The sequence below is a fragment of the Ensifer sp. genome, assembly GCF_035999135.1.
GTDB lineage: Bacteria > Pseudomonadota > Alphaproteobacteria > Rhizobiales > Rhizobiaceae > Ensifer.
This window is the reverse complement of record NZ_DASYGZ010000039.1, coordinates 38,470-58,358: the sequence shown is the minus strand read 5'-3', so window position 1 is coordinate 58,358 and position 19,889 is coordinate 38,470. Positions and strand designations below refer to the sequence as shown.

Sequence of the window (19,889 nt, the reverse complement as noted above, 5' to 3'; positions counted from 1 at the left end):
ACCGGGGAGGAATTCCGTTGGCAGAGATCGCGCGCGTTGAAACTCTGGTGGAACCGTGACAAACCCTGCGGCCTGCAAGGCTGCGGTTCGCAGCGCAGTTTTCTTTAACCGAAACACGTGGCAAGGTCACGGCAAAATGACAAGCGATTCAACCGATTTATTCGGCGATCTGCAAAGGCCCGTTCCGGCCCGTCGCGTCGTGCCGGTCCTGGTGCCCATGCCGGCGCCGAAAGCCTATTCCTATGCGGTTCCCGACCATATGGCGGTCGAGCCGGGCTCGATCGTGCAGGTGCCGCTCGGCCCCCGTCTCGTCGTCGGCGTCGTCTGGGATGGCGACGATGACGGAAGCGTCGATCCGAAGAAATTGAAGACCATCGAGAAGGTCTTCGACTGCCCACCGCTGACCCCGGACATGCGCACCTTCCTCGATTGGGTCGCGACCTACACGGTCACGCCGCCGGGGCTTGTCGCGCGCATGGCGTTGCGCGCACCGGCCGCCTTCGATCCGGAGCCGATGGTCGAGGCGCTGCGCCTGACCGAGATGCGGCCGGAGCGGCTGACGGCGGCCCGCGAGCGCGTGATCTCAACCGCCAGCGACGGTCTTTCCTGGACGCGCTCCGGGCTTGCGCATGCGGCCGGCACCTCGTCGAGCGTGATCGACGGGCTGACCCAGCAGGGCGTGTTCGAGACGGTGTTCATGGCGCCGCCGCCGGTGGTGGCGCTGCCGGATCCGGATTTTGCAGCCCCGCGGCTCGAAGGTCCGCAGAAGGATGCCGCCGCGGATCTGCTGGCGGCGCTGGAGGAGGGTGGCTTTTCGGTCTCGCTGATCGACGGCATCACCGGCTCGGGCAAGACCGAGGTCTATTTCGAAGCGATCGCGGCCACGCTTCGGGCCGGCAAGCAGGTGCTCATTCTTCTGCCGGAGATCGCGTTGACATCGAGCTTCCTCGAGCGCTTCCAGCAACGCTTCGGCGCAAAGCCGGCCGAATGGCATTCGGAGCTTGCGCCGCGCACCCGCGAAAAAGTCTGGCGCCAGGTGACGACAGGCGATGTGCGCGTCGTCGCCGGCGCGCGTTCGGCGCTGTTCCTGCCGTTCGAGGACCTCGGGCTCATCATCGTCGATGAAGAGCACGATCCGGCCTACAAGCAGGAGGACCGCGTCTTTTACAATGCGCGCGACATGGCGGTGGTGCGCGGCAGGATCACCGGCTTCCCGGTCGTGCTCGTCTCGGCAACGCCCTCGGTCGAAAGCCGTGTCAACGGCGAGGTCGGCCGCTACAGGCCGATCCATCTGCCGACGCGCTTCGGCGACGCGGCGCTGCCGAGGCTCGGCGTGGTCGACCTTCGCCAGCATCCGCCGGCGCGCGGCGGCTTTCTGTCGCCGGTGCTCCTGAACCAGGTCGGCAAGGCCGTCGAGCGCGGCGAGCAGGCACTGCTCTTTCTCAATCGTCGCGGCTATGCTCCGCTGACGCTGTGCCGCGTCTGCGGCCACCGCTTCCAGTGCCCGGATTGTTCGAGCTGGCTGGTCGAGCACCGGTTCCGCGGGCAGATCCAGTGCCACCATTGCGGCTATTCCGAGCGCACGCCGGAAGCCTGCCCGGAATGCGGCACGCTCGATCACCTCGTTGCTTGCGGCCCGGGCGTCGAACGCATCGCCGAAGAGGTCGAGCGGCACTTCCCCGAGGCCCGCACCATCGTGCTTTCCTCCGACCTGATGGGCGTCAAACGGCTGCGACTGGAGCTTGAAGCCATCACCCGCGGCGAGGCCGATATCGTTATCGGCACCCAGCTGGTCGCCAAGGGGCATAACTTTCCGCTGATGACATTGGTCGGCATCGTCGACGCGGATCTGGGCCTGGCAAACGGCGATCCGCGCGCGGCCGAGCGCACCTTCCAGCTGCTTTCCCAGGTGACCGGCCGCGCCGGCCGAACCGGTCTCAAGAGCCTCGGCCTGCTGCAAACCTATCAGCCACAGCATCCGGTGATGCAGGCGATCGTGTCGGGCGATGCCGATGCCTTCTATGATCGCGAGATCGCCGAGCGCGAGAAGGCGCTGCTTCCCCCCTTCGGCCGGCTCGCCTCGCTGATCGTGTCGGCCGACACACGCCAGGATGCAGAGGGTCATGCGCGGGGCTTGCGCATGGCGGCGCCACGGACCGACGGCATTTCCATCCTCGGTCCGGCGGAAGCGCCGCTGGCGCTGGTGCGCGGGCGGCATCGCTTCCGCCTTTTGGTGCATGGCCGGCGCAACAGCGACATGCAGGCCTTCGTCAAGGCGATGATCGCCGCCGGCCCCAAGGAACGCGGTTCGGTGAACGTCCAGCTCGACATCGACCCCCAGAGCTTCCTGTAGCGCCAAGTTTCCTGTGATCGTGGCCTTGAAGATGCCGCGGGCGATTCACAACCGGGGCGACATGCGCTAGAGGTCGGCAGCGTCCTCGCTTCGGCGGGGACGAGACTGATCGACAACGGGCTATCGGCGGGACGAGGCATGGAGTTCTATATTCCGACGGAAACCGGCGAATTCCTCGCCTTCTGCGCGGCAGCGGCGGCGATGCTGATCGGCGTCGTCATGCTGTTTGCGCCGCGGCTTGCCTTTCGTGCCGCCGGTATCGGCCTGGCCGAAGGACGACGTGGCGGGCTTGCGGAAGCGCGCTCCACCATGGGCGGCATGCATCTGGGTCTCGGTCTTGCCGCGATCCTCTTGGCGCAGCCGATGGTCTATCTGGCCGTCGGGGCTGCTTTCGCTCTCGCCGCCTTCGGCCGAATCCTCTCCATGATGAGCGACAACGGGGTGACCCTTTACAACTGGGTGGCGCTCCTCGTTCAGGCGGCGCTTGCCATTCTTCCGCTGGCCTATGTCTTCGGGATGATCTGATCGCCGATCTCGCGTTTTCGCGATTCACATCCTTGGAAAGCGATTTACGGCAAAATTCGGCCAAAGGTGGCCGACTTATGCCGCATTCCTGCCGTTCGCGTGTTGCGAGTCCAAACATCCTATGCTAGACGAACCGCGAATTGCGGGGGAAGTGGGTCGCCAGGCCTCGATATCCTGCAAGTTATTGCAGCAAATTCAAGATCTTAGGTTGACGGCCCACCGCCAGCACGGTTCTTGGATGAAATTGAGAGAAGCTTGTGCCCGTGGCAGACACATCCCAGCTTATTTCCGGTGTTGCAGAAAGATATGCGTCCTCGCTTTTTGAGCTCGCGCTCAGCGCCGGTTCGGTCGAGGCAGTCGGTGCGGATCTTGACCGCGTCCAGGCCCTGATCGACGGCAGCGACGATCTGAAGCGACTGATCGCAAGCCCGGTCTTTTCTGCAGACGACCAGTTCAAGGCCATTTCGGCAGTTGCCGCAAAGGCTGGCATCTCCGGGCTCGTCGGCAACTTCCTCAAGGTCGTTGCCCGTAATCGCCGCCTCTTCGCGCTGCCGGGCATGGTCAAGGCTTACCGCCTGATCGCCGCGCGCCATCGTGGCGAAATCTCTGCCGACGTCACGTCGGCGCATGCGCTCTCCGCAGCGCAGCAAAACGAATTGAAGGCGACGCTCAAGGGCGTCACCGGCAAAGACGTGGCGGTCAACGTCACCGTCGACCCGTCTATTCTTGGAGGTCTGATCGTCAAGGTCGGGTCCCGCCAGATTGACACCTCCCTTCGCACCAAACTCTCTACCCTTAAGCTTGCACTGAAAGAGGTCGGCTGATGGATATCCGCGCCGCGGAAATTTCCGCAATTCTCAAAGATCAGATCAAAAATTTCGGCCAGGAAGCAGAAGTCTCCGAAGTCGGTCAGGTGCTTTCCGTCGGTGACGGTATTGCCCGCGTCTACGGCCTCGACAATGTCCAGGCAGGCGAAATGGTCGAATTCCCGGGTGGAATTCGCGGCATGGCGCTGAACCTCGAAGCCGACAACGTCGGCGTCGTTATTTTCGGTTCGGACCGTGACATCAAGGAAGGCGACACCGTCAAGCGGACTGGCGCCATCGTGGACGTTCCGGTTGGTCCGGAACTGCTCGGCCGCGTCGTCGACGCGCTCGGCAACCCGATCGACGGCAAGGGCCCGATCAACGCCAAGCAGCGCTCGCGCGTTGACGTCAAGGCGCCGGGCATCATTCCGCGCAAGTCGGTGCATGAGCCGATGTCGACCGGCCTCAAGGCCATCGACGCCCTCATCCCGGTTGGCCGTGGCCAGCGCGAGCTCGTCATCGGCGACCGCCAGACCGGCAAGACCGCGATCATCCTCGACACGATCCTCAACCAGAAGGCCATTCACGACAATGGTCCGGAAGGTGACAAGCTGTATTGCGTCTACGTCGCAATCGGCCAGAAGCGTTCGACGGTTGCCCAGTTCGTGAAGGTTCTGGAAGAGCGTGGCGCTCTGCAGTACTCGATCATCGTTGCCGCAACGGCCTCCGACCCGGCTCCGATGCAGTACCTCGCACCGTTCGCCGGTTGCGCGATGGGCGAATACTTCCGTGACAACGGCAAGCACGCTCTCATCGGTTACGACGACCTGTCGAAGCAGGCTGTTTCCTACCGTCAGATGTCGCTCCTGCTGCGCCGCCCGCCGGGCCGCGAAGCTTACCCGGGCGACGTTTTCTACCTGCACTCGCGCCTTCTCGAGCGCGCTGCAAAGCTCTCGGACGACAACGGCGCCGGTTCGCTGACGGCTCTGCCGGTCATCGAAACCCAGGGCAACGACGTTTCGGCGTTCATCCCGACCAACGTGATCTCGATCACCGACGGCCAGATCTTCCTCGAAACCGACCTGTTCTACCAGGGCATCCGTCCGGCCGTTAACGTCGGTCTGTCGGTTTCGCGCGTCGGCTCCGCCGCGCAGATCAAGGCGATGAAGCAGGTTGCCGGCTCGATCAAGGGCGAACTTGCCCAGTATCGTGAAATGGCTGCCTTCGCGCAGTTCGGCTCGGACCTCGACGCCGCTACGCAGCGCCTCCTGAACCGCGGTGCCCGCCTGACCGAACTCCTGAAGCAGCCGCAGTTCTCGCCGCTGAAGACGGAAGAGCAGGTCGCTGTCATCTTCGCAGGTGTCAACGGTTACCTCGACAAGCTGCCGGTCAACCAGGTTGGCAAGTTCGAGCAGGGCCTGCTTTCGTACATGCGTTCGGAAGGCAAGGACATCCTGGAAACCATCCGCAAGGACAAGGCGATCTCCGACGACGTCAAGGGCAAGCTGAAGGCTGCAATCGACAGCTTCGCCAAGTCTTTCGCCTGAGCGGATTTCATTTAGGACGGATAACGGATGCCTTCACTTAAGGATCTGAAGAACCGGATCGCCTCCGTCAAGGCGACGCAGAAGATCACCAAGGCGATGAAAATGGTCGCCGCGGCGAAGCTTCGGCGTGCGCAGGAGGCGGCCGAGGCCGCCCGGCCTTACTCGCAGCGCATGGCTGCCGTTCTCGCCAACATCGCCCAGGCGGTTGGCGCGGACGACAGCGCGCCTGCTCTGATGACCGGAACCGGTAAGGACGACACGCACCTTCTGGTCGTCTGCACGGCTGAACGCGGCCTTTGCGGCGGCTTCAACTCGCAGATCGCCCGTCACGCCCGCGACCACGTTCGCAAGCTGCTTGCAGCCGGCAAGACGGTCAAGATCATCTGCGTCGGCAAGAAGGGCTTCGATATTCTGCGCCGCGAATACGCGTCGCTGATCATCGACCGTGTCGACCTGCGTGAGGTCAAGAAGATCGGCTTTGAAAACGCCGACCAGATTGGCCACAAGGTCATCGCGCTCTTCGAAAAGGGCGAGTTCGATGTCTGCACGCTGTTCTATTCTGAGTTCAAGTCCGTTATCGCCCAGATTCCGACGGCTCAGCAGCTGATCCCCGCTTCGGCCGGCCCGGTCGCAGCGGAGGCATCGGATGCCTCTGCCGTTTACGAATATGAGCCGGACGCGGGCGCGATCCTCAGCGATCTCATTCCGCGCAACATTTCGGTGCAGATCTTCCGGGCCTTGCTCGAGAACGTCGCCGGCGAAATGGGCGCCAAGATGAGCGCGATGGATAACGCGACGCGCAATGCTGGTGAGATGATCAACAAGCTGACGCTGAACTACAACCGTCAGCGCCAGGCTCAGATCACCAAGGAACTCATTGAAATCATCTCGGGCGCGGAAGCGCTCTAAGGTCACGAGAAGAGGGTAAGGATTATGGCTAAGGCAGCTACCCCGAAAGAAACCGTAGCGGAGAAGAAGCCCGCTGCACCGAGGAAGGCAGCTTCCGCCAAGACCGCAGCAGTGGCCGCAACCGGCTCTGTCGGTCGCGTAACGCAGGTCATCGGCGCCGTCGTCGACGTCGCGTTCGAAGAAGGCCAGCTTCCGCAGATCCTGAACGCGCTGGAAACCGACAACAACGGTAACCGCCTCGTTCTCGAAGTCGCGCAGCACCTCGGCGAAAACGCCGTCCGCACGATCGCCATGGACTCGACCGAAGGTCTCGTCCGCGGCCAGTCGGTCACCGACACCGGCGCACCGATCACGGTTCCGGTTGGCGACGAAACGCTCGGCCGTATCATGAACGTCATCGGCGAGCCGGTCGACGAAGCCGGTCCGCTCGTCACGTCGGGCAAGCGCGCCATCCACCAGGACGCGCCGTCCTACGTCGAGCAGTCGACGGAAGCGCAGATCCTCGTCACCGGCATCAAGGTCGTCGACCTTCTCGCTCCTTACGCAAAGGGCGGCAAGATCGGCCTCTTCGGCGGTGCAGGCGTCGGCAAGACCGTTCTCATCATGGAACTGATCAACAACGTCGCCAAGGCGCACGGTGGTTACTCGGTATTCGCTGGCGTGGGCGAACGTACCCGCGAAGGCAACGACCTTTACCACGAAATGATCGAGTCTGGCGTTAACAAGCACGGCGGCGGCGAAGGCTCCAAGGCTGCGCTCGTTTACGGTCAGATGAACGAACCGCCGGGCGCCCGCGCTCGCGTCGCTCTGACGGGTCTGACGATCGCTGAAGACTTCCGCGACAAGGGCCAGGACGTTCTGTTCTTCGTCGACAACATCTTCCGCTTCACCCAGGCAGGTTCCGAAGTGTCGGCTCTGCTCGGCCGTATTCCTTCGGCAGTGGGCTACCAGCCGACGCTGGCGACCGACATGGGTCAGATGCAGGAACGCATCACCACGACGACCAAGGGCTCGATCACCTCGGTTCAGGCCATCTACGTTCCGGCCGACGACTTGACCGACCCGGCACCGGCAACCTCGTTCGCCCACCTGGACGCAACGACCGTTCTGTCGCGCTCGATCGCTGAAAAGGGCATCTACCCGGCCGTTGACCCGCTCGACTCCACGTCGCGCATGCTCGACCCGATGATCGTTGGCGAAGAGCACTACGAAGTGTCGCGTAAGGTCCAGACGACCCTGCAGCGCTACAAGTCGCTCCAGGACATCATCGCCATCCTCGGCATGGACGAACTGTCTGAAGAAGACAAGATCGCCGTTGCCCGCGCTCGTAAGATCGAACGCTTCCTGTCGCAGCCGTTCTTCGTCGCCGAAGTCTTCACCGGTTCGCCGGGCAAGCTCGTCGCTCTCGAAGACACGATCAAGGGCTTCAAGGGCCTGGTCAACGGCGAGTACGACCACCTGCCGGAAGCTGCGTTCTACATGGTCGGCTCGATCGAAGAAGCGGTTGAAAAGGCCAAGAAGCTGGCTGCAGAAGCCGCTTGATTTGACTGTTAAGCCTCGGCGCCACGGCGCCGAGGCTTTCATCCTGCCTTCGATAGGGGCAGGGAAGACATGCACAGCCGCCTTTTGAGGTGGCACGCCCACAAGAAGTGAATGGTCATGGCCGATTTCAACTTTGAGCTTGTTTCCCCCGAGCGCCTGCTCCTCTCCGAAAAGGTGACGGAAGTCGTCATTCCGGCGACCGAGGGCGAGATGACCGTGATGGCCAATCATGCGCCGACGATGACGACCATCAAGCCGGGCGTCGTTTCGGTCAAGACGGCCGACGGCAAGACGGAGCGGTTTGTCGTGTTCGGCGGTTTCGCCGATATCCTGCCGACCGGCTGCACCTTGCTCGCCGAATCCGCCGTCCACGTCGACGAACTCGACCGCTCGGTTCTCGAGAACCGCATCGCCGCGGTTCGTGCGGAGCTGGAAGGCGCTGGCGACGAGAAGAAGACCCGCCTGGAGCAGTTCGTCGCCGAACTGACGAAGCTCGGCGAAGTCGTAATCCCGGCCTGAAAGGGACACCCGGAAGGGTAGTTGATTTGAGAAACCCCGCCTTCGAGCGGGGTTTTTTGTTGCCGATCGTTATTCCGTCAAGGCGATGCAGCCTGGCGCACCAAAACCCGCTTTAGCCATTCTTCATCACCGATCCTGTATTGATCTTTGATCGTTAGCCTACCAAGAGAGACCGCTGGCATGACGTCGAAGATTGTACCGGTCATCATGGCCGGCGGAAAAGGCACTCGCCTTTGGCCGCTGTCGCGTTCTGCCGCACCGAAGCAGTTCCTCCAGATCTTGTCGGACCGGTCGTTGTTTCAGCAAACGCTCGAACGCGTCGGTGATCCCGAACTCTACGAGCCGGCCCTTGTCGTGACGAACAGCGATTTTCGCTTCATCGTGGCCGAACAGGCGCGCGCGATCGATGTGGAACTCGGAGATATCCTGCTCGAGCCCGTGGCCCGCAACACCGCGCCGGCACTCGCTGCAGCGGCGTTCCGTGTTCTTGGGCGCTTCGGTCAGGGCTCCATCATGCAGGTGCTTGCCTCCGACCACGAAATAGATGCCGGTGCGATCTACAGCGATTGCATCCATAAGGCGCACGAGGCTGCCCGGCTCGGCGAGCTGGTGACGTTCGGCATCACGCCGACGGAACCGGCTACCGGCTACGGTTATATAGAATGCGGCGAGGCGCTGACGGAAGGCGCCAACCGAGTGGCACGGTTTGTCGAGAAGCCCGACCGGGCAAAAGCCGAAACCATGATTGCGACCGGCCGGTATCTCTGGAACTCCGGCATTTTCATGCTTCCGGTGAAATCATTTCTCGATGAAGTACGCCGGCATGCGCCCCAGGTATGGGAAGCAGCCAAACGCGCTGTCGAGGAAGCACACAAGGACCTCGATTTCACCCGGCTGCACGCGGAAAGCTTTTCCGCCGCCCCCGATATTTCCGTCGATTATGCCGTGTTCGAGAAAACCGAGCGCGCCGCCGTGGTGCCGTCCTCATTTCCGTGGTCCGACCTCGGAAGCTGGGACGCTGTCTGGAAGATCGGCCGAAAGGATGGCGATGGCAACGTCGTTACCGACCGAGCGACGGTCTCCAACACGCGAAATTCGCTCGTGCTCTCACGCGATATCCACCTGGCGGTCCAGGGATTGGAAGACGTCGCCGTCATTGCCGGCGAGGATGCCGTCTATGTCGGACGGCTGGATGACAGCCAGAGCGTCGGCAACATCGTGAAGGTGCTGGCGCGGTCGCCCCGGACCGAGGCCCTGACCGAAACGCACCCGACCTCCTACCGCCCTTGGGGCGCAGTCGCCGCGCTCTCCGATGGCGAACGCTTCGCCGTCAAGCGGCTGCGCGTGACGCCCGGCAAGAAGATCTCGCTGCAGAAACATCACCACCGTGCCGAGCACTGGATCGTGGTGCGTGGCACGGCCGAAATTACCATGGGCGGCGAGACGCGGCTCCTGCATGAGAACGAGTCGGTGTTCATTCCGCAGGGAACCGTGCACCGGCTTCACAATCCCGGCAAGATCCCGCTTGAACTGATCGAGGTGCAGACAGGCTCCTATCTCGGCGAGGATGATATCATCCGCATCGAGGATGAATTCGGCAGAAGCTGACGCCGTGGAACGCCGCTCTCGTCCAGCAGAACGAAAAATGCCCGGGCGTAAACCCGGGCATTGAAGTCGGCGCAGTCGGACTGGTTTGACCTCAGCCGGCGACGCGCTCGCTCTCGCCCTTCTGGGCGTAGTAGTGGCCGAAGCGGTTTGCGAGGAAGGTGTCGAGAGCGATGTCTTCCTGGCGGACGAAACCCTTCTGGGCGATCTTGCCTTCGGCGAGCAGATCGAGCACGGCGCAGATGCTGCCTGCCGTGGTGATCTGGATGCCGCTCTGCATGCGACCGGCAACGACGCCGCTATAGACCTTGTTGGCGTAGGTTTCCTGGATCAGGCGGCCGTCGCGGAAGCCCGAAACGGTCACGAAGATCACGACCACGTCCTGGGTGGTGGTCGGAAGGGCGTTCTCGAAGATGTCCTTCAGGACTTCGCGACGGTGACGCAGGCCGAGGTCGTTCAGAAGAGCCTTCATGATCGCGGCGTGGCCGGGATAGCGGATGGTCTTGTAGTTGAGCGTCCGGACCTTGCCCTTCAGCGTTTCGCAGAGCGTGCCGAGGCCGCCCGACGTGTTGAAGGCTTCGTAGGTGACGCCGTCGAGCGAGAATTCTTCGCGCTCTTCCATCGCCGGAACTTCGATCAGATTGTTCTCAACGATCGCTTCGCAGGGCTCGATGTATTCGTTGATGACGCCGTCGGTGCTCCAGGTGAGGTTGTAGTTGAGCGCGTTCGACGGGTACTGCGGCAGGGCGCCGACTCGCATGCGCACGCTTTCCAGCGTCTGGAAGCGGCTGGCGAGATCGCTGGCGACGATCGAGATGAAGCCCGGTGCGAGGCCGCACTGCGGAATGAAGGCGGTGCTGGCCTTGGCGGCGATCGCCTTGACCTGGCGGGTGGATTCGACGTCTTCGGTCAGGTCGAGATAGTGGATGCCAGCCTCGGAAGCGGCTTCGGCAATCGCGACCGTCAGGTGGAACGGGGCGGCGCTGAGCACGGCAAACTTGCCCGACAGAAGCGCGACGAGCTGCTTCTTGTCGGCGATGTCGACGGTCGCCGTCGTGATCGCGGCATGCTTTTCCACCTGCTCGAGCTGATCGGCCGCGCGGTCGGCGACGCAAACGCTGTAGTCGCCGGTGTGGGCGAGCATGCGGGCGATGGTGGAGCCGATCTTGCCTGCTCCGATGACGACGATATCTTTCATTCTTTCCCCCAGGGCATGAGAATTGCGAGTGCGCCTATTGTCTAGCCGAGGGGTGTTGATTTGAAGCGCTGATATGTCTAAATCGCCGATAGATATTCGGCAGATTGCCCAACTGGACCGACGAAATGCAAATCACCGACAAGGACCGCGAGCTTCTCGCCATCTTGAGCGAAAACGCCCGCATGCCGACGGCGACGATCGCGCGCCGGCTTGGCCTGTCGCGCACCACGGTGCAGGCCCGGATCGAACGGCTGGAGCGTGAAGGCGTCATCGCCGGCTATGGCGTGCGGCTGTCGGAGAGCTACGAGAAGGGCCTCGTCAAGGCGCACGTGCTGATCACCATCGCGCCACGGGCGCTTCCGCGGGTCACGCCGGAACTCAGCGCCATCCGCGAGATCCAGACGCTGCATTCGGTCAGCGGCAGCTTCGACCTCATCGCGGTGGTCGCGGCAACCTCGATCAGCGAGCTCGACCTGCTCATCGATCGCATCGGCGAAATCGACGGAGTCGACCGGACTTTGTCGTCCATCATCCTGTCGACCCGGATCGACCGATAGAACCGCATCCCTGACGTTTGCCCTAGCTGGCCTATGGCTTGGCAGAAGGCAAGGTGGCGTCGGCATTGTCGGGCACCTTGACCGGCACATTCCACGCCGTTGGCCCCTTAACGAAGCTGCGCAGGCTGCCGTCGCCATAGGCAAGCCACTTGCTGCGGTCGAAATAGAGTTCTGCGATGCTCTTCGGTCGCGCACGTGGCGGCTGGTTGGCGAGAAAATTGTAGCGGGGCGTCACCTCGTCGGATTCGCGCTTGAACTGGATGCGGCTGCCGAAGTGCTTCAGGTCAAACTCCTTCAGGGCCTGGATCTGCAGGGTGACGCTGGCGGCATCCGCCCAGCGGACATGGTCGAGGAAGACGGATGCCGCGCGCGACGCGGAGATCGTCACGGCCTGGGTATCCTCCTGGCGCTCGATGTTGAGCTTGACGCGGAAGGAGGTGATCTCATCCTCGCCGCTGCCCTTGACGAAGATGAAGATCGACGAGGGCTTGTCCTCGCCGGGGCGGGGCAGGCTGACCAGCGACGAACATTCCCACTGCCCGCGTTCGCCGGCGCTCGACTTCCACTCAAGCTCGCGGAAGCCGGCCTCGCGCAATTCGTCGCAGAGTGCCTTGGGGTCGCTGCGGATGACGCGCAGGAACTGCTGTTCCGGCGTCTCGAGATCCTGGAAGGTCCAGGCCGGCAGGGCTGCGCGCGCCAGCTGGCGTCTGGCAGGCCTGGCTGCCCGGTGTTCGGCGGGCCGTTCTTTTTCAAGAAAGGTCGTCGGAAGCCCCAGGGCCAGCAACACTCTCTTCAGATTGCGCTCCTCATTGGCAAGCAGGGCCGTCGCCAGAATGGCGGTGACGATCAGGATCAGGGCGACGAGAAAGAAGCGCAGACCGGTGCGGCGCGGCTTTTCGACCGGCGTTTTGCCCCTGGCCGTGCTCATGCCGCCTCGCCGACCCGGAGACGGGCGATCAGGTATTGAGCCTGCAGCAGGAGGCGATCGGTCGGCCGGGTTTCCATGGTCTCAGGTCATCAATGTGTTCAGGCTTTCTTCATCCTCGAAATCCGTCGCCGCGGCAATATGCAACCTCCGATCCCGGGGCCGGGAGTTGTGCCGCTTCGAGCACAATGCCTTCTCGAATGCGTCGAGCGGTGAACGAAAGGTTGAAATCCGCAAGCCGTTGCCTAGGTTCGGCGGCGGGCATTGAACAGGACATCGAGCAACGCAACATCGGGTTCGTCATGACAGGGCCGACATTTACCGCCGCTTCGATCGACACGCAGGTCGTCGAGCGGCTGATCGCGACGCAGTTTCCGGCGTGGTCGCATCTGAAGGTGCGGCCGATCGAGCCGGGAGGCTGGGACAACAGGACCTTTCGCCTCGGTAACGACATGACCGTGCGTCTGCCGAGCGCCGCGCGATATGTGGGGCAGGTGGAGAAAGAGCACCGCTGGCTGCCGCGACTGGCGCCGCAGCTGCCGCTGCCGATCCCGGCGCCGCTTGCCAAGGGGAGGCCGGCTGAAGGCTTTCCCTGGCCGTGGTCGGTCTATCGCTGGCAGCCGGGCGAGACGCTCTCGGCCTCAACGGTCGACGACGTCAACCAGCTGGCGCGCGATCTCAGCCGCTTTCTTCGCGCCCTCATGCAGGCGGATGCCATCGGCGGACCCTTGCCTGGGGAACACAATTTTCATCGTGGTGGGCCGCCGGGGTTCTATGAAGAAGAGACGCGCCATGCGCTCGCACGGCTTGAGGGGCAGATCGATACGGCAGCAGCCCACGCTGCCTGGGAGGCAGCGCTCGCCGCACCGTTCGAAGACGCACCGGTCTGGTTCCACGGCGACATCGCCTGGGGCAATCTGTTGGTCGAAGATGGCCGGCTGAGCGCGGTCATCGACTTCGGCACCTCGGGCGTCGGCGATCCGGCCTGCGACCTTGCGATTGCCTGGACGTTCTTTGATGGCGAAAGCCGCGAGGTGTTCCGCGACGGCATGGCGCTCGATCGTGGCGCCTGGGCGCGCGGTCGCGGCTGGACGCTCTGGAAGGCGCTGATCGTCGTCGCCGGGATGACCGGCGCATCCACCGACGAAAGGGTGAAGCAGCGCGCCGTGATCGACGCGGTGCTTGAGGATCACCACCGCTTCGGTTGACGGTCAGCGGTGGCGCGTTCGGCTTGACCTTGGGCCCGATTGGCTCTAGGTCAGGCGCACGCGGGACGACCCGCGTCGAAGAACGCCTGGGGACGGCCCCATTATCTCGGTCGAGATATTGGAGTCGATTGCATCATGCAGCCCCACCGTCTGCGGTGCGCCCGTGCGCCCCTTTCCCGTATCGAGCAGCTGAATAGCTTCGCCAGAAGCGATCGCCCCGTGCGACGTTTTCAGCTGCCTGTCACCCATTCACGAACACACTGACGCGCCGGCGGTCGCCACCGGGCGCGCCGCTGATCGTTTCGTCGCCAAGACAACGAGGTTGATGATGGCTGGACCCATCGAACAATTTGAGATCAAGACGCTCCTTCCGATCGCCGAGATCGGTGGTCACCAGATCAGCTTTACCAATTCGGCCGCCTACATGGTACTGACGGTCGCGATCGCCAGTCTCTTCCTGATCCTGTCGACCGGGAGGCGCGGCCTCGTGCCGAACCGGGCGCAATCTGCGGCCGAGATCCTCTATGAATTCGCCGCCAAGACCTTGCGAGACAACGCGGGGGAGAAGGGCATGCGCTTCTTTCCGCTGGTCTTCTCGCTGTTCATGTTCATCCTCACCGCCAACCTGATCGGCATGTTCCCCTATGCTTTCACGGTGACGAGCCACATCGCGATCACCTTCGCATTGGCGATGCTGGTGTTCCTGACGGTCACGCTCTATGGCCTCTACCGGCACGGTTTCAGCTTCCTCAGGCTGTTCATGCCGTCGGGCGTGCCGTTGATCCTGGCGCCGATCATCATCCCGATCGAGGTGGTTTCCTACCTGTCTCGTCCGGTCAGTCACTCCGTCCGCCTGTTTGCGGTCATGCTCGCCGGTCACATCACGCTCAAGGTCTTCGCCGGCTTCGTCGTGGGCTTGAGCGGTTTTGGCGCGCTTGGAATCCTGGCCGCCATCATGCCGTTGTTGATGACGGTGGCGCTGACCGGGCTCGAACTGCTGATGGCGCTGATCCAGGCCTATATCTTCACCATGCTGACCTGCATGTATCTCAACGACGCGCTGCATCCGAGCCACTGACAAAGGGGAGCGAGGCTCCCTCGCGGGAGCCTCCTGTCATTCGGCCACCGTCCGTCGCGCTTCGTTGCGATGGGTTCGAAAGGACGACCAGGCAAACGCGACGAGGAACATCGCCGTCATCAGGAGCACGATGGTCGGCGCCGGTGCACTGTCGATGAAGAAGGACAGGTAGACGCCGGTAAACGAGGCCGCGACTGCGACGATCACGGCGGTGACGAGCATCGCGCCCATGGTGCGGGTGATCAGGAAGGCGATCGCGCCAGGCGCGATCAGCATGGCGATCGCAAGGATCAGACCCACCGCCTTCAAGGCGCCGACGATCGTCAGCGACAGGATCGCGAGCAGCCCGTAATGCAACCAGTTGACGGGTAGGCCGACGGCCTTGGCCTGGGCCGGGTCGAAGGCGTGCAGCAGGAAATCGCGCCATTTGACGGCGAGGATGGCGGTGGCGATCAAGGCGATCACGCCGGTTTCGATGATGTCCGGCCAGCCGATGCCAAGCATGTCGCCGAAGAGAATGTGATCGAGATGCACGTCGCTCTGGATCTTGGTGTAGAGCACCAGGCCGAAGCCGAACATGCCGGAAAACACCACGCCCATGACAGTGTCCTGCTTGATGCGGCTGTTTTCCTTGAGATAGCCGGTGAGCAACGCGCAGGACATGCCGGCGGCGAAGGCGCCGACGGCGAGCGGCAGTCCGACGATGTAGGAAATCACGACGCCGGGAAAGACCGCGTGCGAGATCGCGTCGCCCATCAGCGACCAGCCCTTCAGCACCAGGAAGCAGGAGAGCAGCGCCGTCGGGATCGCCACCAGCACCGAGATCAGAAGCGCGTTGCGCATGAACTCGAATTCGAAGACAGCAAGCAGCAAATCGAGTGAGATCATCGGCTGGCCTCCACCGGTTCGGCGCCGCGCCTGCGCGCGGCAAGCAGCCCGTGTTTGGGCGCAAAGACAAAGGCCGTCAGGAAGATCAGCGTCTGCAAGACGATGATGATGCCGCCGGTGGCGCCATCGAGGAAATAGCTGAAATAGGCGCCGAAGAAGCTGGTCAGCGCGCCGATGGCGATGCTGATCAGGATCAGCCGCGGGAAACGATCCGTCAGCAGATAGGCGGTCGCGCCCGGCGTCACCACCATGGCGATGACGAGGAAGGCGCCGACCGTCTGCAGTGCCGCGACCGTACAGGCCGAAAGCAGGGTGAAGAACAGCACCTTGAGGAAAGTCGTGGGTATTCCGATCGAGCGGGCGTGGCTCTCATCGAAAAAGGTCACCATCAGGTCCTTCCACTTGACGCTGAGGATGAGCAACGAAACGACGCCGATGATGGCGAGCTGCAGCGTGTCGGCCGGCGTGATCGCGAGGATGTTGCCGAGCACGATCGTCTGGATGTTCACCGATGTCGGCGACAGCGAGACCATGAACAGCCCGAGCCCGAAGAAGGAGGTGAAGATCAGGCCGATGATCGTGTCTTCCTTGAGCTTCGTGCGCTGGTTGAGGAAGAGCATCGCGCCGGCTGCGAGCGCACCGGAGAAGAACGCGCCGAGCGCAAAGGGCAGGCCCAGCATGTAGGCGCCGGCAACGCCCGGCACGATCGAATGCGAGAGCGCGTCACCGATCAGCGACCAGCCCTTGAGCATCAGGTAGGAGGACAGGAAGGCGCAGACGGCGCCGACAAGCGCGCTCACCCACATGGCATTGAGCATGTAGCCATAGGTGAAGGGTTCGTAGAGCGTGGCGATCATTGGCCGTTCCCGTTGGTCTCGGGCTTGGCCGGTTGCGCCACCATGCGGTCCTTGTCGCCATACATGACCAGCGGCCGCTCGTCGTCGGTGATGACGGCCAGCTGTCGGGGATCGGCGTCGTCGTGCAGGCTGTCGCCGCTTAGCACGAAATGCCGGAGCACGCCGCCGAAGGCGAGTTCGAGATTTTCGCGGGTAAACGTCGTTTCGGTCGGGCCGTAGGCGAGCACGGTGTTCTTCAAGAGCACGGTGCGATCGCAGAATTCCGGCACGCTGCCGAGATTGTGGGTCGAGACCAGCATGACCCGGCCCTCGTCGCGAAGCCCGATGAGCAGCCGGATGATCGCGTCCTCGGTCTTGACGTCGACGCCGGTGAACGGTTCGTCGAGCAGGATCACCTTGCCGTCCTGGGCGAGCGCGCGCGCCAGGAAGACTCGCTTCTTCTGGCCGCCCGAGAGTTCGCCGATCTGGCGCTTGCGGTAGTCGCTCATGCCGACGCGGGCAAGGGCCGCCTCGACTGCCTCGTGGTCGGTCTTTTTCGGCATGCGCAGCATGTTCATGTGGCCGTAGCGACCCATCATGACGACGTCCTCGACCAGAACCGGGAAGTTCCAGTCGACCTCTTCGGCCTGCGGCACATAGGCGACGAGGTTTTTCTTCAGCGCCTCCGGCACCGAGCGCCCGAGGATCGAGATGTCGCCGCGCGAGAGCCGCGCGAATCCCATGATCGCCTTGAAGAGCGTCGACTTGCCGCTGCCGTTGACGCCGACGAGCGCGGTGATTGTGCCCGTCGGGATCTCGAAGGATGCGTCGCGCAGGGCCCTCAGGCCATTGCGGTAGGTGACGGTGGCACCCGTCACGCGGATGCCGCTGCCCGCTTCACCTGCGGCCGGGACCGGTCCTGAGCGGGCCTTCACTTGAAGATTCATTGCGAAAGGCCTTTCGCGATGGTTTCCGATGTGACGCGCAGCAGATCGACATAGGTGGGAACCGGGCCGTCCGCTTCGCTCAAGGAATCAACGTAGAGCACGCCGCCGTATTTTGCACCGGTCTCGCGCGCCACCTGCTCGGCCGGATCCGGAGAGATCGTGCTTTCGGAGAAGACGACGGGGATGTGGTTGGCCCGGACCGCGTCGATCACCTTGCGGACCTGTTGCGGGGTGCCCTGCTGGTCGGCGTTGATCGGCCAGAGATAGAGTTCCTTCATGCCGAAATCGCGGATCAGGTAGCTGAAGGCGCCTTCGCTCGAGACCAGCCAGCGCTTGTCTTCGGGAATCCGGGCGATCTCGGCGCGGATCGGGGCGATCGTCGCCTCGATCTTCTGCTTGTAGGCCTCGGCATTGGCCTTGTAGGTCTCGGCATTGTCAGGGTCGTATTTCACGAAGGCGTCGCGAATGTTGTCGACATAGATGAGCGCTGCCGAGGGCGACATCCAGGCGTGCGGGTTGGGCTTGCCGGAATAGGGACCCTCGGCGATGCCCATGGGTTCGACCCCGGTCGAAACGACGACGCCTGGAACATCGTCGAAATTCTGGAAGAATTTCTCGAACCAGCGCTCGAGGTTCAGCCCGTTCCAGAGGATCAGCTTGGCGTCATGCGCCTTCAGGATGTCGCGCGGGGTCGGCTGGTAGTTGTGGATCTCGGCACCCGGCTTGGTGATCGATTCAACGATGGCCGCATCGCCCGCAACGTTCTTGGCCATGTCGGCAATGACCGTGAAGGTCGTCACTGCCTTGAACTTTTCCTGCGCAAAGCTGGCGTTCGGCGATAGCGCGATGGCTGCCACGGCTGCTGCTGCCGCCAGGATCGCGCGCCTCGTCTGATCGATCATTCTCTACTCCCAAGTGTTGACATCAACAGGAGTAGGGGAATGGTTTGCATAAGTCAATGCAAATGAGAAGCATTCGCAACTGGCTATTTTCAAACCGGACGCCCTTGGCTAGTGTACGGCCATGAAACAGAACAAGAATCGTGTCGAAGAACTGGAAGGTGTGCTCAGGGACGGCGGCGTGCGCGTGACGCGCCAGCGTGCCGCGATCCTCAAGATTCTCGCGACCGCCGAAGATCACCCGGACGCGAGCGAACTGCATCGCCGCGCCAAGGAACTCGACGCCACCGTCTCGCTGTCGACCGTCTACCGGACATTGTCGGCGCTCGAGCAGCAGGGCGTCGTTCATCGCCACGCCTTCGAAAGCGCGACCGCCCGTTTCGAGACCGCCGATGCGCCGCATCACGACCACCTGATCGATATCGACACCGGCGCCGTCATCGAATTCCGCTCCGACAAGATCGAGCAGTTGCAAGCAGAGATTGCCGCCGAGCTTGGCTACGATCTGGTGCGCCACCGGCTGGAACTCTACTGCCGCAAGCGCAAGGATTGAGCGCTTCGTGACCGCGGCCGCTCGCCACGTCCGGGCGGTGCGTATTTCTCCTGTAGCAACCCCATCTTTAACGATCGACGGCGGCAGCGGCCGCGCGTCGTCGCGCCGGGATCGTCATGGCCGCAACCCCGATGATAACGCAGCCAAGGCCGATCCAGGCGGTGTCCGACAGCCGCTCGCCGAGGAAGAACGCACCGATGGCGACACCGACGGGCACGCGCAGATAGGCCTGGGCTGTCGCGCCGACCGAACCCAGTGTCTGGATCAGCCGGAAATAGATGGCGAAGGCTAGCGCTGTCGAGAAGACGGAAAGGCCAAGCAGCGCCAGCAGAGAATCCATCGACGGCGAAAGCGTCCAGGGTCGGTCGACGATGAGGCTGGTCGGGATCAGAAGCACCGTGCCTGCGATCAATGAGCCGGCGGCCGGCATCATCGGATCAAGGCCTTTGAAGCCGCGCCCGAAGATCGCCGCACCCGCGTAGCAGACGGTGGCGAACACCACGGCCAGCTGCGGCAGCAGCTCCTCACCAAGACCACCGAAGGCCTCCATGCCGATGATCAGGCTGATGCCGGTCATGCCGGCAATGACGCCGACGAGCTTGCGGGCGGTGACCGCCTCGTGGCGGGTGATCAGCGCCGTCATCAGAAAGGCGAAGATCGGCGTCGTCGCATTGAGGATCGAGGCGATGCCGGCGTCGATCGTCTGCTCGGCCCAGGCGATCAGGGTAAAGGGCACCACGCTGTTGAGGCAGGCCTGGAACAGGAACTTCCGCCAGGTCGCGGCGTCGCGCGGCATCTTCAGCCCGCGCCAGTGCAGGACCGCCAGCAGGATGACGCCGGCAATCAGCGTGCGGGCGGCGATCAGCGTGATCGGCGGAATGGTCTCGATGCCGATCTTGATGAAGGTGTAGGACGCGCCCCAGAGGGTGGCGAGCGCGAGAAGCAGGAGAAGCTCGAGGGTGAGATTGGTCTTGGCCATGGCAATAGAAACCTT

General features: G+C 63.0%; 19 protein-coding genes. 12 read left to right on the top strand and 7 right to left on the bottom strand.

Features of this window, described 5'->3' with window-relative positions:
- The first annotated feature begins 136 nt into the window (after positions 1–136).
- The 8 genes from VGO12_RS03875 (at position 137) to VGO12_RS03840 (ending at position 9,809) form a co-directional block, all read left to right on the top strand.
- Complete coding sequence (locus tag VGO12_RS03875) at positions 137–2,353, top strand: primosomal protein N' (protein ID WP_327511410.1); 2,217 nt, start codon at positions 137–139, stop codon at positions 2,351–2,353.
- 138 nt (positions 2,354–2,491) lie between these two features.
- A complete protein-coding gene (locus VGO12_RS03870) occupies positions 2,492–2,878 on the top strand; it encodes a DUF4345 domain-containing protein (protein WP_327511409.1) in 387 nt (128 codons plus the stop codon).
- Positions 2,879–3,135: 257 nt separating this feature from the next.
- Complete coding sequence (locus tag VGO12_RS03865) at positions 3,136–3,702, top strand: F0F1 ATP synthase subunit delta (protein WP_327511408.1); 567 nt, start codon at positions 3,136–3,138, stop codon at positions 3,700–3,702.
- A complete protein-coding gene (gene atpA, locus VGO12_RS03860) occupies positions 3,702–5,231 on the top strand; it encodes a F0F1 ATP synthase subunit alpha (RefSeq protein ID WP_057255020.1) in 1,530 nt (509 codons plus the stop codon). The genes VGO12_RS03865 and atpA overlap by 1 nt, the downstream gene beginning before the upstream one ends.
- Positions 5,232–5,258: 27 nt before the next feature.
- Complete coding sequence (locus VGO12_RS03855; RefSeq protein ID WP_043619147.1) at positions 5,259–6,140, top strand: F0F1 ATP synthase subunit gamma; 882 nt, start codon at positions 5,259–5,261, stop codon at positions 6,138–6,140.
- A 24-nt stretch (positions 6,141–6,164) separates the two neighbouring features.
- Positions 6,165–7,682, top strand: a complete 1,518-nt coding sequence (atpD, locus tag VGO12_RS03850) for a F0F1 ATP synthase subunit beta (RefSeq protein ID WP_327511407.1) — start codon at positions 6,165–6,167, stop codon at positions 7,680–7,682.
- A gap of 117 nt (positions 7,683–7,799) precedes the next feature.
- Positions 7,800–8,201 carry a F0F1 ATP synthase subunit epsilon gene (locus tag VGO12_RS03845; protein ID WP_327511406.1) on the top strand — a complete coding sequence of 134 codons (402 nt, stop codon included), beginning with the start codon at positions 7,800–7,802 and terminating at the stop codon, positions 8,199–8,201.
- Between the two features lie 180 nt (positions 8,202–8,381).
- Positions 8,382–9,809 carry a mannose-1-phosphate guanylyltransferase/mannose-6-phosphate isomerase gene (locus VGO12_RS03840; RefSeq protein WP_327511405.1) on the top strand — a complete coding sequence of 476 codons (1,428 nt, stop codon included), beginning with the start codon at positions 8,382–8,384 and terminating at the stop codon, positions 9,807–9,809.
- Between the two features lie 91 nt (positions 9,810–9,900).
- Here the strand turns inward: VGO12_RS03840 and VGO12_RS03835 are convergent, their stop codons facing one another.
- Positions 9,901–11,004: a saccharopine dehydrogenase family protein gene (locus VGO12_RS03835; protein ID WP_327511404.1), complete on the bottom strand. Its 1,104-nt coding sequence runs from the start codon at positions 11,002–11,004 to the stop codon at positions 9,901–9,903.
- A gap of 125 nt (positions 11,005–11,129) precedes the next feature.
- On the opposite strand from VGO12_RS03835, the gene VGO12_RS03830 reads away from it, so the two are divergent.
- On the top strand, positions 11,130–11,561 hold the full coding sequence (locus VGO12_RS03830) for an Lrp/AsnC family transcriptional regulator (RefSeq protein ID WP_104665559.1): 432 nt from the start codon (positions 11,130–11,132) through the stop codon (positions 11,559–11,561).
- A gap of 31 nt (positions 11,562–11,592) precedes the next feature.
- Here VGO12_RS03830 and VGO12_RS03825 read toward each other — a convergent pair whose 3' ends face one another.
- Positions 11,593–12,489: a DUF6030 family protein gene (locus VGO12_RS03825; RefSeq protein ID WP_327511403.1), complete on the bottom strand. Its 897-nt coding sequence runs from the start codon at positions 12,487–12,489 to the stop codon at positions 11,593–11,595.
- 299 nt (positions 12,490–12,788) lie between these two features.
- Between VGO12_RS03825 and VGO12_RS03820 the strand changes: the two genes are divergently transcribed.
- Together VGO12_RS03820 and VGO12_RS03815 are read left to right on the top strand one after the other, a co-directional pair.
- On the top strand, positions 12,789–13,694 hold the full coding sequence (locus VGO12_RS03820; protein ID WP_327511402.1) for an aminoglycoside phosphotransferase family protein: 906 nt from the start codon (positions 12,789–12,791) through the stop codon (positions 13,692–13,694).
- 328 nt (positions 13,695–14,022) lie between these two features.
- Entirely contained in the window at positions 14,023–14,772 is a 750-nt protein-coding gene (locus VGO12_RS03815; RefSeq protein ID WP_327511413.1) for a F0F1 ATP synthase subunit A, read from the top strand.
- A 36-nt stretch (positions 14,773–14,808) separates the two neighbouring features.
- On the opposite strand, the gene VGO12_RS03810 is transcribed toward VGO12_RS03815, so the two are convergent.
- From VGO12_RS03810 to VGO12_RS03795, 4 genes are read right to left on the bottom strand one after another with little or no spacing between them, the layout of a single operon-like run.
- On the bottom strand, positions 14,809–15,660 hold the full coding sequence (locus VGO12_RS03810) for a metal ABC transporter permease (protein WP_327511401.1): 852 nt from the start codon (positions 15,658–15,660) through the stop codon (positions 14,809–14,811).
- Positions 15,657–16,517: a metal ABC transporter permease gene (locus VGO12_RS03805; protein WP_327511400.1), complete on the bottom strand. Its 861-nt coding sequence runs from the start codon at positions 16,515–16,517 to the stop codon at positions 15,657–15,659. Before VGO12_RS03805 ends, VGO12_RS03810 begins: the two co-directional genes overlap by 4 nt.
- Positions 16,514–17,443, bottom strand: a complete 930-nt coding sequence (locus tag VGO12_RS03800; protein WP_327511399.1) for a manganese/iron ABC transporter ATP-binding protein — start codon at positions 17,441–17,443, stop codon at positions 16,514–16,516. Before VGO12_RS03800 ends, VGO12_RS03805 begins: the two co-directional genes overlap by 4 nt.
- Positions 17,440–18,345: a metal ABC transporter substrate-binding protein gene (locus VGO12_RS03795; RefSeq protein ID WP_327511398.1), complete on the bottom strand. Its 906-nt coding sequence runs from the start codon at positions 18,343–18,345 to the stop codon at positions 17,440–17,442. The genes VGO12_RS03800 and VGO12_RS03795 overlap by 4 nt, the downstream gene beginning before the upstream one ends.
- 121 nt (positions 18,346–18,466) lie before the next feature.
- On the opposite strand from VGO12_RS03795, the gene VGO12_RS03790 reads away from it, so the two are divergent.
- The gene (locus VGO12_RS03790; protein WP_327511397.1) at positions 18,467–18,895 is read left to right on the top strand and encodes a Fur family transcriptional regulator; all 429 of its coding nucleotides are present in this window, start codon (positions 18,467–18,469) and stop codon (positions 18,893–18,895) included.
- Between the two features lie 67 nt (positions 18,896–18,962).
- On the opposite strand, the gene VGO12_RS03785 is transcribed toward VGO12_RS03790, so the two are convergent.
- Complete coding sequence (locus VGO12_RS03785) at positions 18,963–19,874, bottom strand: DMT family transporter (protein WP_327511396.1); 912 nt, start codon at positions 19,872–19,874, stop codon at positions 18,963–18,965.
- Between the last annotated feature and the right edge of the window lie 15 nt (positions 19,875–19,889).

Excerpts from the sequence above, each read along its gene's own strand:
- VGO12_RS03875 (WP_327511410.1), top strand. The coding sequence starts at position 137 with ATGACAAGCGATTCAACCGATTTATTCGGCGATCTGCAAAGGCCCGTT.
- VGO12_RS03870 (WP_327511409.1), top strand. The coding sequence starts at position 2,492 with ATGGAGTTCTATATTCCGACGGAAACCGGCGAATTCCTCGCCTTCTGC.
- atpA (WP_057255020.1), top strand. The coding sequence starts at position 3,702 with ATGGATATCCGCGCCGCGGAAATTTCCGCAATTCTCAAAGATCAGATC.
- VGO12_RS03855 (WP_043619147.1), top strand. The coding sequence starts at position 5,259 with ATGCCTTCACTTAAGGATCTGAAGAACCGGATCGCCTCCGTCAAGGCG.
- atpD (WP_327511407.1), top strand. The coding sequence starts at position 6,165 with ATGGCTAAGGCAGCTACCCCGAAAGAAACCGTAGCGGAGAAGAAGCCC.
- VGO12_RS03845 (WP_327511406.1), top strand. The coding sequence starts at position 7,800 with ATGGCCGATTTCAACTTTGAGCTTGTTTCCCCCGAGCGCCTGCTCCTC.
- VGO12_RS03840 (WP_327511405.1), top strand. The coding sequence starts at position 8,382 with ATGACGTCGAAGATTGTACCGGTCATCATGGCCGGCGGAAAAGGCACT.
- VGO12_RS03835 (WP_327511404.1), bottom strand. The coding sequence starts at position 11,004 with ATGAAAGATATCGTCGTCATCGGAGCAGGCAAGATCGGCTCCACCATC.
- VGO12_RS03830 (WP_104665559.1), top strand. The coding sequence starts at position 11,130 with ATGCAAATCACCGACAAGGACCGCGAGCTTCTCGCCATCTTGAGCGAA.
- VGO12_RS03825 (WP_327511403.1), bottom strand. The coding sequence starts at position 12,489 with ATGAGCACGGCCAGGGGCAAAACGCCGGTCGAAAAGCCGCGCCGCACC.
- VGO12_RS03820 (WP_327511402.1), top strand. The coding sequence starts at position 12,789 with ATGACAGGGCCGACATTTACCGCCGCTTCGATCGACACGCAGGTCGTC.
- VGO12_RS03815 (WP_327511413.1), top strand. The coding sequence starts at position 14,023 with ATGGCTGGACCCATCGAACAATTTGAGATCAAGACGCTCCTTCCGATC.
- VGO12_RS03810 (WP_327511401.1), bottom strand. The coding sequence starts at position 15,660 with ATGATCTCACTCGATTTGCTGCTTGCTGTCTTCGAATTCGAGTTCATG.
- VGO12_RS03805 (WP_327511400.1), bottom strand. The coding sequence starts at position 16,517 with ATGATCGCCACGCTCTACGAACCCTTCACCTATGGCTACATGCTCAAT.
- VGO12_RS03800 (WP_327511399.1), bottom strand. The coding sequence starts at position 17,443 with ATGAATCTTCAAGTGAAGGCCCGCTCAGGACCGGTCCCGGCCGCAGGT.
- VGO12_RS03795 (WP_327511398.1), bottom strand. The coding sequence starts at position 18,345 with ATGATCGATCAGACGAGGCGCGCGATCCTGGCGGCAGCAGCAGCCGTG.
- VGO12_RS03790 (WP_327511397.1), top strand. The coding sequence starts at position 18,467 with ATGAAACAGAACAAGAATCGTGTCGAAGAACTGGAAGGTGTGCTCAGG.
- VGO12_RS03785 (WP_327511396.1), bottom strand. The coding sequence starts at position 19,874 with ATGGCCAAGACCAATCTCACCCTCGAGCTTCTCCTGCTTCTCGCGCTC.